This window comes from Arthrobacter sp. Alg241-R88 (assembly GCF_900537115.1).
Taxonomy (GTDB): Bacteria; Actinomycetota; Actinomycetes; order Actinomycetales; family Micrococcaceae; genus Arthrobacter.
The window spans coordinates 218,205-232,375 of record NZ_UNRG01000004.1; the positions used below are offsets into that span (position 1 = coordinate 218,205).

At 65.9% G+C, this 14,171-nt stretch carries 19 protein-coding genes; 9 read left to right on the forward strand and 10 right to left on the reverse strand.

From position 1 onward, the window contains the following. Nucleotides 1-224 precede the first annotated feature (224 nt). Nucleotides 225-659: a DoxX family protein gene (locus tag G6R19_RS11690; protein ID WP_163165066.1), complete on the reverse strand. Its 435-nt coding sequence runs from the start codon at nucleotides 657-659 to the stop codon at nucleotides 225-227. A 108-nt stretch (nucleotides 660-767) separates the two neighbouring features. Here G6R19_RS11690 and G6R19_RS11695 point away from each other — a divergent pair, with 108 nt between their 5' ends. From G6R19_RS11695 to G6R19_RS11705, 3 genes are all read left to right on the forward strand, one after another. Further along, nucleotides 768-2,120, forward strand: a complete 1,353-nt coding sequence (locus G6R19_RS11695; RefSeq protein WP_163165068.1) for an MATE family efflux transporter — start codon at nucleotides 768-770, stop codon at nucleotides 2,118-2,120. Between the two features lie 25 nt (nucleotides 2,121-2,145). Then, entirely contained in the window at nucleotides 2,146-2,736 is a 591-nt protein-coding gene (locus G6R19_RS11700; protein ID WP_205484383.1) for a hypothetical protein, read from the forward strand. Between the two features lie 104 nt (nucleotides 2,737-2,840). Then, nucleotides 2,841-3,197 (forward strand): hypothetical protein, encoded by a 357-nt coding sequence (locus tag G6R19_RS11705; RefSeq protein ID WP_163165070.1) that lies wholly within the window; start codon nucleotides 2,841-2,843, stop codon nucleotides 3,195-3,197. A gap of 4 nt (nucleotides 3,198-3,201) precedes the next feature. Here G6R19_RS11705 and G6R19_RS11710 read toward each other — a convergent pair whose 3' ends face one another. Continuing rightward, on the reverse strand, nucleotides 3,202-3,747 hold the full coding sequence (locus tag G6R19_RS11710; RefSeq protein WP_163165072.1) for a CGNR zinc finger domain-containing protein: 546 nt from the start codon (nucleotides 3,745-3,747) through the stop codon (nucleotides 3,202-3,204). Between the two features lie 71 nt (nucleotides 3,748-3,818). Between G6R19_RS11710 and G6R19_RS11715 the strand changes: the two genes are divergently transcribed. Next, a complete protein-coding gene (locus G6R19_RS11715) occupies nucleotides 3,819-4,865 on the forward strand; it encodes an EamA family transporter (protein WP_163165074.1) in 1,047 nt (348 codons plus the stop codon). Nucleotides 4,866-5,026: 161 nt separating this feature from the next. Here the strand turns inward: G6R19_RS11715 and G6R19_RS11720 are convergent, their stop codons facing one another. Then, complete coding sequence (locus G6R19_RS11720; RefSeq protein WP_163165076.1) at nucleotides 5,027-5,290, reverse strand: WXG100 family type VII secretion target; 264 nt, start codon at nucleotides 5,288-5,290, stop codon at nucleotides 5,027-5,029. A gap of 212 nt (nucleotides 5,291-5,502) precedes the next feature. Between G6R19_RS11720 and G6R19_RS11725 the strand changes: the two genes are divergently transcribed. Further along, nucleotides 5,503-5,775 carry a DUF2277 domain-containing protein gene (locus G6R19_RS11725; RefSeq protein WP_079598081.1) on the forward strand — a complete coding sequence of 91 codons (273 nt, stop codon included), beginning with the start codon at nucleotides 5,503-5,505 and terminating at the stop codon, nucleotides 5,773-5,775. 23 nt (nucleotides 5,776-5,798) lie between these two features. On the opposite strand, the gene G6R19_RS11730 is transcribed toward G6R19_RS11725, so the two are convergent. The 6 genes from G6R19_RS11730 to G6R19_RS11755 form a co-directional block, all read right to left on the reverse strand. Continuing rightward, the gene (locus G6R19_RS11730; protein ID WP_163165078.1) at nucleotides 5,799-8,111 is read right to left on the reverse strand and encodes a heavy metal translocating P-type ATPase; all 2,313 of its coding nucleotides are present in this window, start codon (nucleotides 8,109-8,111) and stop codon (nucleotides 5,799-5,801) included. A gap of 22 nt (nucleotides 8,112-8,133) precedes the next feature. Continuing rightward, nucleotides 8,134-8,373: a cation transporter gene (locus G6R19_RS11735; protein ID WP_163165080.1), complete on the reverse strand. Its 240-nt coding sequence runs from the start codon at nucleotides 8,371-8,373 to the stop codon at nucleotides 8,134-8,136. A gap of 67 nt (nucleotides 8,374-8,440) precedes the next feature. Further along, on the reverse strand, nucleotides 8,441-8,803 hold the full coding sequence (locus G6R19_RS11740; RefSeq protein ID WP_163165082.1) for a metal-sensitive transcriptional regulator: 363 nt from the start codon (nucleotides 8,801-8,803) through the stop codon (nucleotides 8,441-8,443). Nucleotides 8,804-9,086: 283 nt separating this feature from the next. After that, a complete protein-coding gene (locus G6R19_RS11745) occupies nucleotides 9,087-9,602 on the reverse strand; it encodes a universal stress protein (protein WP_163165084.1) in 516 nt (171 codons plus the stop codon). A gap of 56 nt (nucleotides 9,603-9,658) precedes the next feature. After that, nucleotides 9,659-10,402, reverse strand: coding sequence for a class F sortase (locus G6R19_RS11750; protein WP_163165086.1), 744 nt, complete (start codon nucleotides 10,400-10,402; stop codon nucleotides 9,659-9,661). Between the two features lie 104 nt (nucleotides 10,403-10,506). Further along, nucleotides 10,507-11,190, reverse strand: coding sequence for a hypothetical protein (locus tag G6R19_RS11755; RefSeq protein ID WP_240341846.1), 684 nt, complete (start codon nucleotides 11,188-11,190; stop codon nucleotides 10,507-10,509). A gap of 285 nt (nucleotides 11,191-11,475) precedes the next feature. Here G6R19_RS11755 and G6R19_RS11760 point away from each other — a divergent pair, with 285 nt between their 5' ends. The 3 genes from G6R19_RS11760 (at nucleotide 11,476) to G6R19_RS11770 (ending at nucleotide 13,203) form a co-directional block, all read left to right on the forward strand. Further along, nucleotides 11,476-11,676, forward strand: coding sequence for a hypothetical protein (locus G6R19_RS11760; RefSeq protein WP_163165088.1), 201 nt, complete (start codon nucleotides 11,476-11,478; stop codon nucleotides 11,674-11,676). 62 nt (nucleotides 11,677-11,738) lie between these two features. After that, nucleotides 11,739-12,845 (forward strand): exo-alpha-sialidase, encoded by a 1,107-nt coding sequence (locus G6R19_RS11765; protein WP_163165090.1) that lies wholly within the window; start codon nucleotides 11,739-11,741, stop codon nucleotides 12,843-12,845. 37 nt (nucleotides 12,846-12,882) lie between these two features. Beyond that, a complete protein-coding gene (locus G6R19_RS11770) occupies nucleotides 12,883-13,203 on the forward strand; it encodes a MoaD/ThiS family protein (RefSeq protein ID WP_163165315.1) in 321 nt (106 codons plus the stop codon). Between the two features lie 108 nt (nucleotides 13,204-13,311). Here the strand turns inward: G6R19_RS11770 and G6R19_RS11775 are convergent, their stop codons facing one another. Then, the gene (locus G6R19_RS11775; protein ID WP_163165091.1) at nucleotides 13,312-13,548 is read right to left on the reverse strand and encodes a hypothetical protein; all 237 of its coding nucleotides are present in this window, start codon (nucleotides 13,546-13,548) and stop codon (nucleotides 13,312-13,314) included. Between the two features lie 165 nt (nucleotides 13,549-13,713). Between G6R19_RS11775 and G6R19_RS11780 the strand changes: the two genes are divergently transcribed. After that, complete coding sequence (locus G6R19_RS11780) at nucleotides 13,714-14,109, forward strand: hypothetical protein (RefSeq protein ID WP_163165093.1); 396 nt, start codon at nucleotides 13,714-13,716, stop codon at nucleotides 14,107-14,109. Nucleotides 14,110-14,171: the final 62 nt, after the last annotated feature.

The window sequence follows — 14,171 nt, forward strand, 5'->3', positions numbered from 1 at the left end:
CTCATTGGTTTATCAGCCGCACCGGCACTCTGGCAAGCGTTTTCCGAACTTTCCCGTGAGTTTCTGGTGCCGGATGTTCCGGTTTGTTCCCATGGCCCAATGCTGCCGGCATAAGGGGCAGCCCGCCGCCCATGCAGCTCCGGCAATTAAACGCGCGACGGCGGATGCGCACCGAGGTGCCCATCCGCCGTCGCGGTTTCCCGGCTCAGGCCGGACGTAGTTGGTTAGGCCAGGACGGCCAGCCTTGAGTTGCTTCGGCCAAAGACGGCGCGGTCCACGGAGAGGCGGCCGGCGCCGGTGAGGGCCAGGGCGAAGGCTGCTGCCGCGAGGAGCAGGACCAGTTCGTAGCCGCCGTTCGCGGCGAAAACGCCGGCAGGGGCGTGGACCAGGAACAGGGCGCCGAGCATGTTCAGGGCCAGGAGTGCTGCAACCACGCGGGTCAGAATGCCAAGGATCAGGGCGATCCCGCCGGCCAGTTCAAGTACGGCGATGGCCGGCGCAGCAATTTCCGCTGCCGGGACTCCCATCTTGGCAAATGACGCCTGGGTGCCTGCGATGGTCCATTCGTTAAACTTCTGCCAGCCGTGGGCTGCAAAGAGGAAACCGAGGACGATCCGGAGGGCGGTAATGGCGGTCGTGGTAAGTCGTGACTGGTTCATGGGACTTAAGTCTTCCCGCTAATACTTGAAGTGTCAACTAATTACGTCACAATGTGGCGTTTGTCATGCACTCGTGGTCATACACGGAAGGCGCATTAAGCTGGCGGGGTGCCCCAAATACCTGCCCCGGCGGCGGCCGCGCCGCCCAAGGGACATGCCCGCGAAATCCTCCGTTTGGCTGTGCCGGCTTTCGGTGCGCTCGTGGCCGAACCCCTGTTCCTGCTGGCTGATTCGGCCATCGTGGGCCACCTTGGCGTAGCGCAGCTCGCGGGGGTGGGGCTGGCGTCGGCCGTGCTGCATACCGCCGTCGGCCTGATGGTTTTCCTGGCTTATTCCACCACTCCCGCCGTGGCCCGCGCCATTGGAGACGGCCAGCTGGGCAAGGCCCTGGCGGCCGGGCGCGACGGCGTCTGGCTGGCACTGCTGCTCGGCACCGTCCTCGCCGTGGCAGGCTTCCTGGCCGCAGACCCGTTGATCGGACTGCTGGGGGCGGAGGGCGAGGTGCGCACTTTCGCCGTCGACTACCTCCGCTGGTCCATGCCGGGGCTGGTGGCCATGCTGCTCATTTTTGCCGGCACCGGGCTGCTCCGCGGCCTGCAGGACACCCGGACGCCGCTGGTGGTGGCCACCGCAGGGTTCGCCCTGAACATCGTTCTGAACCTGTGGCTGGTCTACGGCCTGGGCTGGTCCGTCACGGGTTCCGCCGTGGGTACCAGCCTGGCGCAATGGGCCATGGCGGCCGTCTACCTGGTGATGGTGAAGCGGAATGCCCAGCGCAACGGCGTCAGCCTCCTGCCGAGCTGGCGTGGGATTCGGAGCATGACGCGCGTTGGGTCCTGGCTGATGCTGCGGACGCTCAGCCTGCGTGTGGCCATCCTGGCGACGGTGGTTGTGGTCACCGCGCAGGGGCCGGTCAACCTCGCGGCCCATCAGCTGGCCATGACCATCTTTTCCTTCCTGGCCTTCGCCCTGGACGCCCTCGCAATCGCCGCGCAGGCGCTGATTGGCAAGGAGCTGGGGGCCGCCAACCCTGCAAAGGCACGGCTCCTGACCAGGACCATGACCCGCTGGGGACTCGGCTTCGGCGCGGTCACCGGCGCGCTCCTGGCGGCGGCCGCACCCTGGGCGGGCTCCCTTTTCACCTCGGATCGTGAAGTGCAGAGCGTCCTGGCCGTCGCCCTGTGGATCCTTGCCGCCGGCCAGCCCATGGCCGGCTATGTCTTTGTCCTCGACGGGGTGTTGATCGGCGCTGGTGATGCCAAATACCTGGCACTCGCCGGGGTGGTTAATCTCGCCGCGTACTTGCCGCTGTTGCTCGCTGTAAGCCTGTCAGGTGCGGGGGGCGCGGCAGGCTTGGGCTGGCTGTGGGCAGCCTTCGCCCTGGGTTACATGGCGGCGCGTGCCCTCACGCTCGGCGCCCGGGCACGGTCCGACCGCTGGATGGTGCTGGGTTCGCCGTAGGGCGGTGCCCCACTAAACTGGACCGGTGACCCAACCGAGAACACCCGCAGGTACTGCTTCCGGAACGGCTCCCACGGGCCAGCTGTGGAAGCCGGTGCTGCTCCGTTCCGCAGCGGCGCTGGTCTTTGGGGCTGTGACCATCTTCTGGGCGGCGCCGTCCGTGGAGGTTATGGGCTGGTCGGGCGGGCTCTACCTGCTGGCCACCGGGCTGCTGCTGATGTGGGGTATTCCGGCAACCGGCTTCCAGCGGGACAGCAGGACGGGCAAAGTGCTTTCCGCCGCCGGTTCCGTGCTGGCCGGCGCGGGGTTTGCGCTGATAGTGCTGCATGGGGACCTGCTGTTTGGCGTGGTTGCCGCCCTGGGCCTGGGCGTGGCGGGAGCCCTGGAGCTGTATTGCGGGCTGGCATTCCGCGGCAGGCACGTGCTGGCCCGGGACTGGATTGCCTCGGGAATTATTGGCCTCGGCACGGCCATTATCCTGCCCTTTTTTATCAGCCTCGGGGCGCATGCACTGCTGGGCGTCGCCGGCGGCGGGGCCATCATCTCCGGCGTACTCTGGGCCCTTGCCGGGCTGACCCTCCGGCACGATGCCCGCACTGAAGCGGGAAACCCGTAAACTAGGAGATGTCCGGTTCTACTTCGCGTAGAAGACAGCCGGGCGTACTACCGAAAGACATTGACCCAGGCTGGCCGGCGCGCCGCCTGCAGGGAGGAATCACCGTGGCAGACCAGCAACCAGGACATCCGCGCAAGATGCGGACCTCGGTGAAGGGCCCGCTGATGTTCTCCGCATTCTGGGCCGCGATCGCCTTCGTCGCCGTCGTGATTTTCGCCTCCGGCGGCAGTGCGCGTGCCCCCCGCTTCGACCTGGCCTTCACCGCGGCCGGCATTGCCTTCATTGTCACTCTGGTGATTGCCGCGATGCTCGCCATGAGCCACAAGGACAACGCCGATTACCTGGGCAAGGGCTCGGGCGTGAACCTCAGTTCGGCTCCAAAGAAATCCCACGGCTTCGGTGCCCCGGGCCCGCAGGACCCGGCTTCCCCTGACGAATCCGGCAACCCGGGCCCCCGCTAGGCGCCTAACTTGTTGCGGCCTGGCGTGCCCGGTACGCCGCCACGTGGGCACGGTTGGCGCAGTTCCCGGTATCGCAGTACCGCTTTGACCGGTTCCTGCTGAGGTCCAGCACCGCAGCATCGCAATCCTCCGACTCGCAGATCCGCATCCGGTCCATCTCCTTCCCGCGGATCACGTCTGCCAGGGCCATGGCCGCTTCCGTGCTCATGCGGTCCACCAGCGGGGCCTCGGGAGTGGTGGCATGAAGGTGCCAGTCCCAGTCGTCGTGCTTAACCAGCTGCGGCAGGGCCCTGGCTTCCCGTAGCAGGCGGTTGACCGTCTCCACGGCGGAGTCTTCGTCCGCGGTCCACAGCGCCGCAAGCTGTTGGCGCAGTCGGCGCACGCTCGCAAGCTCGTCGTCGTCCCGGGTGCGCGATCCGCTGAATCCTTCCGCTGCCAGGAAGCGGTCCAGGTCCTCCGTAGATGCCAGTCCCTCGCTTCCGTTGGCCGCCGAATTGACCAGATTCACCACGCTGCGCAGAGCCACCTCCGTGTCAGGGGCAAAAACCATCTTGACTCCTTACAGTGCTGTCCCGTACTGTCATGACCATAAGCCCACTTTACTCCTGACAGGAGACAACGATGTCTGCCGCAAGCGACCGCACCCCCGGCCTGAGGGTGCCCGCAGACAAACGCAGCTTCCTCGCCTCCGGCCTTGGCATTGCGCTTTTCTCGTCTGCTGTTTTTGGCCTCTCCGGATCCTTCGCCAAAGCCTTGCTGGAAACAGGATGGTCGCCGGGAGCTGCGGTCACCGCCCGGCTCACCGGCGCTGCCCTGATCCTCGCCATTCCTGCGGTTCCCGCCCTGCGCGGCCGCTGGCACCAGCTCCGGGACAACTGGGTCACCATCCTGCTCTTCGGCCTGATCGGGGTCGCCGCCTGCCAGTTGTTCTACTTCAACGCCGTTGCCCGGCTTTCCGTGGGCGTCGCACTCCTGCTCGAGTACCTCGCTCCGGTGATCATTGTGCTGTGGCTCTGGGCGGCCAGCCGGAAGCGGCCGCGGGTGCTGACCTTCGGAGGAACGTTGCTTTCCCTCGCCGGCCTGGTCCTGGTCCTGGACCTCACGGGCGCGGTGAAGATCGACCTCGTGGGGGTCTTCTGGGGCATGGCCGCGGCAGTGTGCCTTGCCATCTACTTCTTCATCACTGCGAAGGAGAACGACTCACTTCCGCCCATCGTCCTGGCCTCCGGCGGACTCCTGGTGGGGGCCGCCGTTATGTGGCTGGCGGCGGCCACCGGCCTGCTGCCCATGGCTTTCAGCACGGCCAACACCAAACTCGGCCCATGGGTGACTCCTTGGTGGGTTTCGCTGGCCGGCCTGGTCATCCTGGCCACGGTGCTGGCTTACGTGTCCGGCATAATGGCCGCCCGGGCCCTGGGCTCGAAGGTGGCGTCCTTCGTGTCGCTGACAGAGGTCCTCTTTGCCGTGGTGTGGGCATGGCTCCTGCTGGGCGAACTGCCGGGCGCCATCCAGCTCCTGGGCGGCGCGCTGATCGTGGGCGGCGTCATCCTGGTCCGGCTCGACGAACTGCGGGGCCCCGCACCGGCGTCGGCCACAACCGGCGGGCCGGAAGAATCCAAGGCGGCGTCCCCGCTGGAGCACGCGAACGACGTCGAACCCGTGCCTTAGGCGCGGCTGTCGCCGGCGTTACTGTCGCCTGGGTTACCGTCGCCGGAGTTACTGTCACCTCAACAACCCCGGTTCTTAAATGCCAGGGCCCGGACACTCTCGAAAGTGTCCGGGCCCTGGCAGTGCTTCGGCTCCTTCGGGAACCTGCACCTGCTGCGGGACTAGCGGGAAGCCTGGTCCTGCTCTTCGGCGTTGCGCCTGGCCTTGTCGCCGGCTTCCTTGAGTGCTTCCGCCACCTTGGTCAGCATGGTGGTGTGGGTTCCGGACCACTCGTTGCGGAACTTGTCCGCGTCGGGGCCCTCCCAGTTGGTGCTGCTGAGGACCTTGGTGAGAGTGGACTTCTGCGTCTCGATCTCGGTCGCACCTGCCTGAAGCTTGCTGCCCAGCTGACGAAGCTGCTGAACGTCTGCACCCCAAATAGCCATCAGTTTCTCCTTGTAGATCGTGGATCCGAATAAGGTCGGCATCCCCAGCGGCCTCCCGGCTCATCCGGAAGATCCATTGCCTAAAACCTACCCCGCCCCGCAAAACAGTGTCGATGGGCACCCCTGCCCATGCCGCGCTCCCCATGGACGCGGGCGCGTAAACACTGCGGGGAGGGGTCGATCGCAGGCGCTCCAGAGCCTAGCATGGCTGTATGTGCCGGAATATCCGAACCCTTCACAACTTCGAGCCGCACGCCACGTCGGAGGAGGTGCACGCCGCAGCATTGCAGTATGTGCGCAAAGTCAGCGGAAGCACCAAGCCGTCCAAGGCCAACCAGGAAGCCTTCGAGGAGGCGGTCCACGAGATTGCCCATATCACGCAGCATCTCCTGGACTCGCTGGTGTCGCAGGCCCCGCCCAAGGACCGGGAGACGGAGGCCGCCAAGGCCAAGGCACGTGCCGCAGTGCGCTACGGCGCCGCCTGAGGCCTCAGCTTTAGGGCTGAACCCTACGCCTTCTTTCCGAAGCTCCGCAGCCGCAGCGAGTTCGCAACCACCAGGACCGAGCTCGCCGCCATCGCGGCGCCGGCGATCATCGGGTTGAGCAGCCCCAAGGCTGCTATCGGGATGCCCACGGCGTTGTAGAAAAACGCCCAGAACAGGTTTGTTTTGATGGTGGCCAGCGTCCTGCGGGACAGTTCGATGGCCTGCACCACCTGGGAGAGATCATTGCCCATGACGGTGAGGTCGGCAGCCTCGATGGCAACGTCGGTGCCGGATCCCATGGCGATGCCAAGGTCAGCCTGGGCAAGCGCAGCAGCATCGTTGACGCCGTCCCCGGCCATGGCCACGGTGGCGCCGCTCGCCTGCAGCGCGCGCACCACCTCCACCTTGCCCTCGGGCAGCACCCCTGCGTAGACGTCTGCGGGATCGATGCCGACGGCGGCGGCCACCTGGGCAGCTACGGCAGCGTTGTCACCGGTCAACAGAATGGGCCGCAGGCCCAGGGATTTCATCCGTCCGACGGCGGCCGCAGAGCCGTCCTTGATGGTGTCCCGGAGGTTGATGATGCCCGCCGCAGTACCGTCCACGGCGAGCCAGATGGCGGTGGCGCCGGCAGCTTCCGCCTCTGCAAACAGCTTCAGGTGTTCCGGCGTTATGGCAATGCCGTTTTCCTGCAGCCAGCCGGTGCGCCCGGCGGTCACCAGCCGGCCCTCGACGGCTCCCGTGACACCGCCGCCAGGAGCGGAACGGAAGTTGTGCACGGATGGCAACCGCGCGCCGTCGGGCGCTGTTTGTACGGCTTTCTGCGTTTCCTGGGCAACTGCCGCTGCGGCAATGGCCCGGGCAATGGGGTGCTCGGACGCCGCTTCCACAGCGCCGGCCAGCCGCAGTACTTCATGCTCTTCGAACCCGCCGAAGGCGAGCGTGGAGTCCACTGCCAGCATTCCGGTGGTGACGGTGCCGGTCTTGTCCAAAAGAATGGTGTCTACGGTGCGCGTGTCCTCCAGGACCTGCGGGCCCTTGATCAGGATTCCCAACTGCGCGCCCCTGCCGGTCCCCGTAAGCAGGCCGACCGGCGTGGCCAGCCCCAGCGCGCACGGGCAGGCGATCACCAGGACCGCGACGGCGGCGATAAAGGCCGAACGCAGCCCTCCGCCTTCCGCCCCTGCGAAGAGCAGCCAGAGCACAAAGGTGAGGGCGGCAATTGCCAGGACCACCGGAACAAACACAGCGCTGATCCGGTCCGCGAGGCGGGCAATGGGAGCCTTGCCCGTCTGCGCCTGGGACACAAGCCGCGCCATCTGCGCGAGCGTGGTCTCCGAACCCACCCGCGTGGCCCTGACCAGCAGGCGGCCGGAGGTATTGATGGTTGCGCCGGTGACGCGGCTGTCCGGGCCAACCTCAACTGGTACTGATTCGCCCGTGACCAGTGAGGCGTCCACGGCCGACGTCCCTTCGATCACCACGCCGTCGGTGGCGATCTTCTCGCCGGGCCGGACTATCAGGACATCGCCTACCTGGAGCCGGTCGGCAGGGACCCGGTGTTCGGTGCCATCGCGCAGAACGGTGGCGTCCTTTGCGCCGAGGCTGAGGAGGGCATGCAGGGCGTCTCCCGCCTTCTGCTTGGCGTTGGCTTCCAGGTAGCGCCCAAGAAGAAGGAACGTGGTGACCACGGCCGCGACCTCGAAGTAAAGGCCGCCCTGCTCCATACCTTCCATTCCAGGGTGCTGGGCCATCAGGGGATCCGAGAACAGCTGCCAGGCTGAGAAAAGGTATGCCGCGGCAACGCCGATCGATACCAGTGTGTCCATGGTTGAGGCGAAGTGGCGGGCGTTGATGGCCGCTGCCCGGTGAAACGGCCACGCCGACCATGTGACCACCGGCAGGGCAAGTACCGCCGCCACCCAACCCCACTGCGGGAACTGGAGCACAGGGACCATGGAAATCAGGAACACCGGCACCGTAAAGGCGGCGGCGAGGATCAGGCGCGGGCGAAGCAGGGACGCGGCACCAGTTGCACCATCATCGGTCAACCCGATCCCGCCGGCGACGGGTTCGTCCTCCACCACTGGAGCACCCTGGTGGACCTTTGCTTTGTACCCGGCCCCGTTGACGGTTTCTACCAGTTGCTCATCGGTGATTCCTGCCGGCACTGTCACGTGGGCGGATTCCAGGGGCAGGTTGACCAGGGCCTGTACCCCGTCGAGCTTGCCGAGCTTCTTTTCCACCCGGTTGACGCAGGAGGCGCAGGTCATGCCCTCGATGTCGAGTTCCACCACCCTGGTTTCGGGCTGGTGGAGAAGTTCCTGGTTACTCATGCGGCTCCCCGGGTTGGTGGATCTAGGCTTCGTTTGCTACGACCAGGTAACCGGCCTCCGCTACGGCTTCGCCGATTTCCGAAGGTGACAGTTCAGTGGTGGAGGTGATGGTGACGGTGGAAATCCCGCCGGCGTTGAGCTCGACGTCCACCGCCTCTACGCCCGCGAGGGCTTCAAGTTCCTCGCTCACGGCCGAGACGCAGTGCCCGCAGGTCATTCCCGAGACGCTGACGGTTGTTGTGGTGGGAGAAATGGTGCTCATGTGCTGCTCCTTGTTGTGGGGAAGGGGTTGATGATGGCGCCCGGCGGCATCCGGGGAAGGTGGGCTGCTACCGCAGGAGCCGGCCGATGGCGTCGGCGGCTTCCTTGACCTTGGCATCGATGGCTTCTGCGCGCAGCTCGGGGTTCGGTTCAGAGGCCGCACCAACCACGCAGTGGCCGATGTGCTCCTCGACGAGCCCCAGACTGACCGCGTGCAGCGCCTTGGTGACGGCGGAGACCTGGGTGAGGATGTCGATGCAGTACTTGTCCTCATCCACCATGCGCGCGATTCCCCGCACTTGGCCCTCGATACGTTTGAGCCGGCGGAGGTAGGCATCCTTGTTCCCGGTATAGCCGTGCCCCGGCGCCACCTGGTCTGGGGTCACCTGGTCCGCGGTAGGCTCTGTGACTGCTTCATCGGTTGCGCTCATACTTCCACGGTATACCCCGCCGGGGTATCAAGGCAAGTACCCCTAGGGGGTATTGCTACCGCCGTGCCATGGTTTTTGGGCAACAAAAAGCTCCGGAGTGCGTTATTGGGGGATACGCACTCCGGAGCAGCTTTTGGGCAAACCTGGCTTCCACGTCTGTGGAACCGGCCTGCTTGAATCAGCTTACTGGCTGGTAGTCCATGACGCCAGCACCCGGAATAACTACTTTCGCTTTACTTTCCCTGCCGTAATTTCTGCGCATCTGCGAGGGTCTTTTCGCAGCTCAAGGCCGGTCCTCGTGGGCAGCCCTGCGGTACGGGACGATGAGTACAGGCCTGCTCTGATGGTGCGTGAGCCAGGCACCTACCGACCCACTGAGTGCCTCCGCCAGGCGGTGGGAGAGTCCCCGCTCAGAGGTTCCCACAATGATCATCGGCGCGTTGGTTTCCGCGGCAAGTTGGGCTAGGGCACGGGCAGGATCGCCCGTGAGGGTCTCAAGGGTCCATTCCGCAGCCGCCGTGCCAGGCGGCACTCGGGCCACCGCAGCTTCGATCGCAGCCTTAAGCTCCATCGTCACGCCGCCGATGTTCTCAGCATCAGCGTCCGGGTGGAGCGAAAGCCGGTGGGCGGACCGGGCCGGGTCCCATTCCACCAGGTAGCTGGCCTCGTCAACGTAGGCACAAAGCAAGCGGGTCCCCAGTTTCGCAGCGAGGCCGGCGGCGGTTTGCAGGACCTCCGGATGCTGCCCGGGGGCCACGCCCACCAGCAGCGGAGAAGTACCGCGCAGATGTTCTGACATAGTTTATTCTCGGCCTCCTTGGACCCTCTTGAACAGCACCATTCCGCCAGTGAACGTCAGCCGGTGACGGGCGAAGCCGTGACCACCACGTTTTTGCCCCAGGGATCTTCGGTAAAGCAGCTGATCAGGACCAGCCGGTTGGGCATGATGTCCCAGATGGGACTGTCCTTCAGGTTGGACTTCAGGTACGTCGTCACACTGGCCACTTCGTAGGCAATCGTGCCGGTTGTGGTGTCCACCTCGAATCGATCGCCCACGGTTGCCGCTGAGCTCAGATGGTTGAAGGGTGCCTCCGCGCCCTCCCAGCTATGGCCGATCACGTACGTGGTGTTGGCCGAGCCGTGTCCCGGGGTGCCGAATGCGGTCAGCCAGTAACCGTCCTTGGTGGCAGGCGGAACGATTGTTTGGCTGGCATGTGCGGAGTCGTCCAGCTCCAGCGCATGCACGGCCACATCGAAAGCGGCCGAGGCGTAGCGGATCCGCACTGGTTCCGCCGCTGCGGGAAGGGCAGGAGCCGCAGCTTGCTGTGCGGGGGAATCGGCGGGGGTTGACCTCCGCCCTTCCGGTGGGCCCGTGACCGCCATCGGCGCCGGTTCTGCGGAGTTGATGACGGCGGGGGTTGATTCGGTCACCGTCCCGCTTCTCCCGGCAGGGAGTTGCGCCTGCTGGAACAGGGGGGCGCCGAACGTGATGAGCACAAAGGCCAGGACACCGCACAGGAGAATGGCCAGGTCGCCGCGGTTCCAACGCCTCCACCCGCGCGCTTTCCGGTCCGCGTGCCGGCTGCGTTCCTTTGACATGCTGCTCCTCACCGCTGGTGCCGGGGTAGGAAGGAAGGCGCCCCGCCGGGCACTGGCGGAACGCCTTCCTCGTCAGGTGGGCCGCGGTTGCTGCCTGGCCGGCGTCAGTCGGCCAGGTGCGCGGTGTGGGACTTGCGCCGGACCATTACTGCCGCTCCCGCTGCAAACAGTGCACCCAGGCCGGCCAGCCAGGAGGGTGCGCCGTCAGAGCCGCCGACGGCGGTCTGGGCGTTGTACCCCTGGTTGGTTCCCAGGCTTGTGGTGGCAGCGGGCACCGCGGCCGCCTGCTGCGGAGCAGCAGCCCTCGGCTGGGCTGCCGCCGGCTGTTGGGGCACGACGACGGTCGCTGCGGGAGGCGCGACGGCCGCCGGTGGGACAACAGGAGACTGCTCAACCACCGGTGTTACAACCTGCGGCTCGACGACGGGCTGGTTAACACCAGCCGGGTTCTCTACCGGAGGGTTGCCGGCAGGCGGGTTCTCCACGGGTGGGACCACGACCGTCGGGACCTTGCACCCATTGGCGTGGGTGGCGCTGCCAGCGGCCCAGTTCTGCCCCTCTTCCATGCCGTCATGGGGCGGGATGATGTCTGCGCTGTGGTCGGCATGGCCGTTCAGCCCCGGGAGGGCAACCATGTTCTCGGTGAAGTGCCCGGAGTTGGAGCCCGATCCTGCGTGGCAGATGACAATCTTGTCGTCGTCGTCGGATCCACGGTCCGCTACCGCCGGAGCCGCGACGGCAAATGCCGCCAGGCCCAGCACCCCCAACGTTGTGATGGCTCGTTTCATGATGATTCTCCCCAGTTGTCGATGTGAAACGGACCATGGCGAGGAGGATCAGCGAATGCGCCGAATGCCCCAGCAGCACGGTCAGCTTGCTTGAGTTTTCAGGCTAGGGCGGGCCACTGTTGCCGGTCGCGAGTAGGGAGTACTCGTCTTTCAGGGGCTCCCGGCGGCCCGGTTACTTGCCGGTACCCGAAAAGATAGAAGCACCACTCGGTGCAGCCGCAATACCTTGTAGCGGGCGTTGACCGCGCCTACCGTTGAAGCAGGCGACGAAAGGGCGTGGAGGGCATGGAAATTTTCATGTGGTGGCTTGACCTGGACCTTGCAAGCAAGGAATGGCTGCGGGAGAACCTTCGGGCCGAGGAGCTTCCGCTTCCGGTGCTGCAAGGCATTGCGGAGGCAGGCGGACCCCATCCGGACAACCCCGCGGCAGCCTTGACGGCGGCCGACTGGGACTTCATCGAAACCCAGTCGGAGTTCGTGGACTAGCGAAACCAGGCTTTCGGCGATACAGAAGAAAACCGTTGCGGGCTGCCCGGGGCGGTGGTTGCATGGTGGGCATGACAACCGCAAAGAGTTTTGTCTTAGCGATCGGCACTAAAAAGGGCCTGTGGATCGCAACCAGCCAGGACAGGCGCGAATGGTCCTTCACTGGCCCGCATTTCCTGATGAGCGAGATCCCCAGCATTGGGATCGACACCCGGAACGGCCGCACACGGATCATGGTCGGTGTCCGGAACGAGCATTGGGGGCCAACCGTGGCCCACTCGGATGACCTTGGCGCTACGTGGTCCGAGCCTGAACAGGGCGCCATCAAGTTCCCGGAGGACACCGGCGCCGCACTGGAGCGGATCTGGCAGATCTATCCGGACGCCGAGTCCCGCCCGGGCGTCGTTTGGGCAGGGGCGGAACCCATCTCGGTCTGGAAATCCACTGACGGCGGCGAACACTTCGAGCTTAACCGCGGCCTGTGGGACCACCCCCACCGCACCGAATGGGGCGCCGGCTACGGCGGCGCCGCCGCCCACTCGATCGTGGTCCACCCCGCCCGCGAAACCGTGCACGTCGCCATGAGCACCGGCGGCGTCTACCGCTCGCTCGACGGCGGCGCCTCCTGGGAGGCGCGGAACCGGGGCATCTCGGCCTACTTCATGCCTGACCCCAACCCGGAATTTGGCCAGTGCGTGCACAAGATAGCCGCGGACGCCGCCGTCGACGGCCGCCTCTATGCCCAAAACCATCACGGCGTCTACCGCACGGACGACAACGCGGAGACCTGGAACTCCATCGCTGAGGGCCTGCCCGCCGACTTCGGATTCGTGATGCTGACCCACCCCCGCCGGGAAGGTACCGCCTGGGTTGTCCCGCTGAAGGCCGACGGCGAACGTATCCCGCCCAACGGCGAGCTGGCAGTCCACCGCACGGACGACGCCGGCGGCTCCTGGAAGAGGCTCAGCAACGGACTGCCAACCGGCGAGTACAACAGTGTCCTGCGGGACGCCGCCTCCGTGGACACCGCGGAACCGGCCGGCGTTTACTTCGGCACCCGCGGGGGCACCGTTTACGCCAGTGCGGACGAGGGGGAGACGTTTACCGAAGTGGCAGCCCATCTGCCGGATGTGCTGTGCGTGCGGGCGGCAGTGGTTGCCGGTGCCTGACAGCACTTTGCCGGGCAGCGCGCCGCCCCAGGGCACGATGGCGACGGCTGGTGACAGAGGGCAGGCCGCAGCGCCCAGTATCACCGTGGTTCTTCCCAGCATTCTTCAGCCCCTGGCCGGCGGGCAGTCCATCCTGACTGCGCCCGCCGATGGGCCCGTGACGGTTGCTGAGCTGCTGGATGCCGTTACCACGGACTTCGCCGTGCTGGCCCGGCGGCTCCGGGACGAGACGGGAGCGTTGCGGCGCTTCGTGAATATCTATGTGGACGGCGATGAAGTTCGGCGGCTGCAGGGACTGGAGACCGAAGTGTCACCCGGCCAGGAGGTGCTGGTTATCCAGTCAGTGGCCGGAGGCTGACGCGCCTCTACGGGCGTGGTGCTTGGCGGTGGCGGGCAGTCCTTACTGACTACACCCGCCCTCGCGGCGCTAATTGTCGGGGAAGGCACACGTGAACAGGAGCATGTGTCAAGCGATCCGCCACACGCTGCATTCGTCCGTATTGACGGCTTTCCGCAGGCCGGTGATCCGGTCCAGAATCCATACCACGCCGATGCCGGGCGCTGTTTCCTGCACACTGCCGCGGCGGATCACTACGTCATCGTAGGAAGGGCCCACCGAGAGCCGGGCTTCAATTTCATCACCGCGGTGGAGCTGGTCCAGGGCGCGGACTCTGGTTACATTGGCTGCTGCTTTCTTCAACATGGCGGGGCCTCCTGACTGGAGCTGGTGCCGGCTCTTGCCTGCACTACCAAGTGTGCTCGGCCAATGTTGCGCGCTGGTTTCCTCGCGGTTAGGCGCCGGTTAGTTCTTGAAGCCGGAACTGTTTCCCGACCGCGGTCTGCAACGACCGGACCTTAGGGTGGTGCCATGGAGATCGTCGACGGGATCTGGGCAGCCCTGCTGGGTGCGGCGGCGATTGCGCCGCTGGCAACGTTCGGGGTGGTCCTGGTGGCTTACCTGACCTACCGGCAACGGTCACGCGCGGACAGGAGGGACCAGTGGTGGAAGCGGGCGCAATGGGCCATTGACTCCGCACTGAATGACGCCGACCCGCAGCGCCGCCTGGCCGGCTTGAAGGTGCTGGTCCAGCTCATCGGCAGCGACCTTGCCACCGCCGAGGACGCGGAGCTGATGAGCGCCCTGGCCGTCGGGATACGCGACCAGGAGCAGGACGGCCGGCGGACGGTAACGGTGTCCCCTCCGGTAAAAGAGCGGATCCTGGCGGAAGCCGAACGCCTGTTGCAGGCGGCTTCCACCCGCTGACGGTGTCCAAACTGCCGTCCTAACTGTTGCCCGGCAGCCGAGCGGCCGCCCGTTTGTACCAG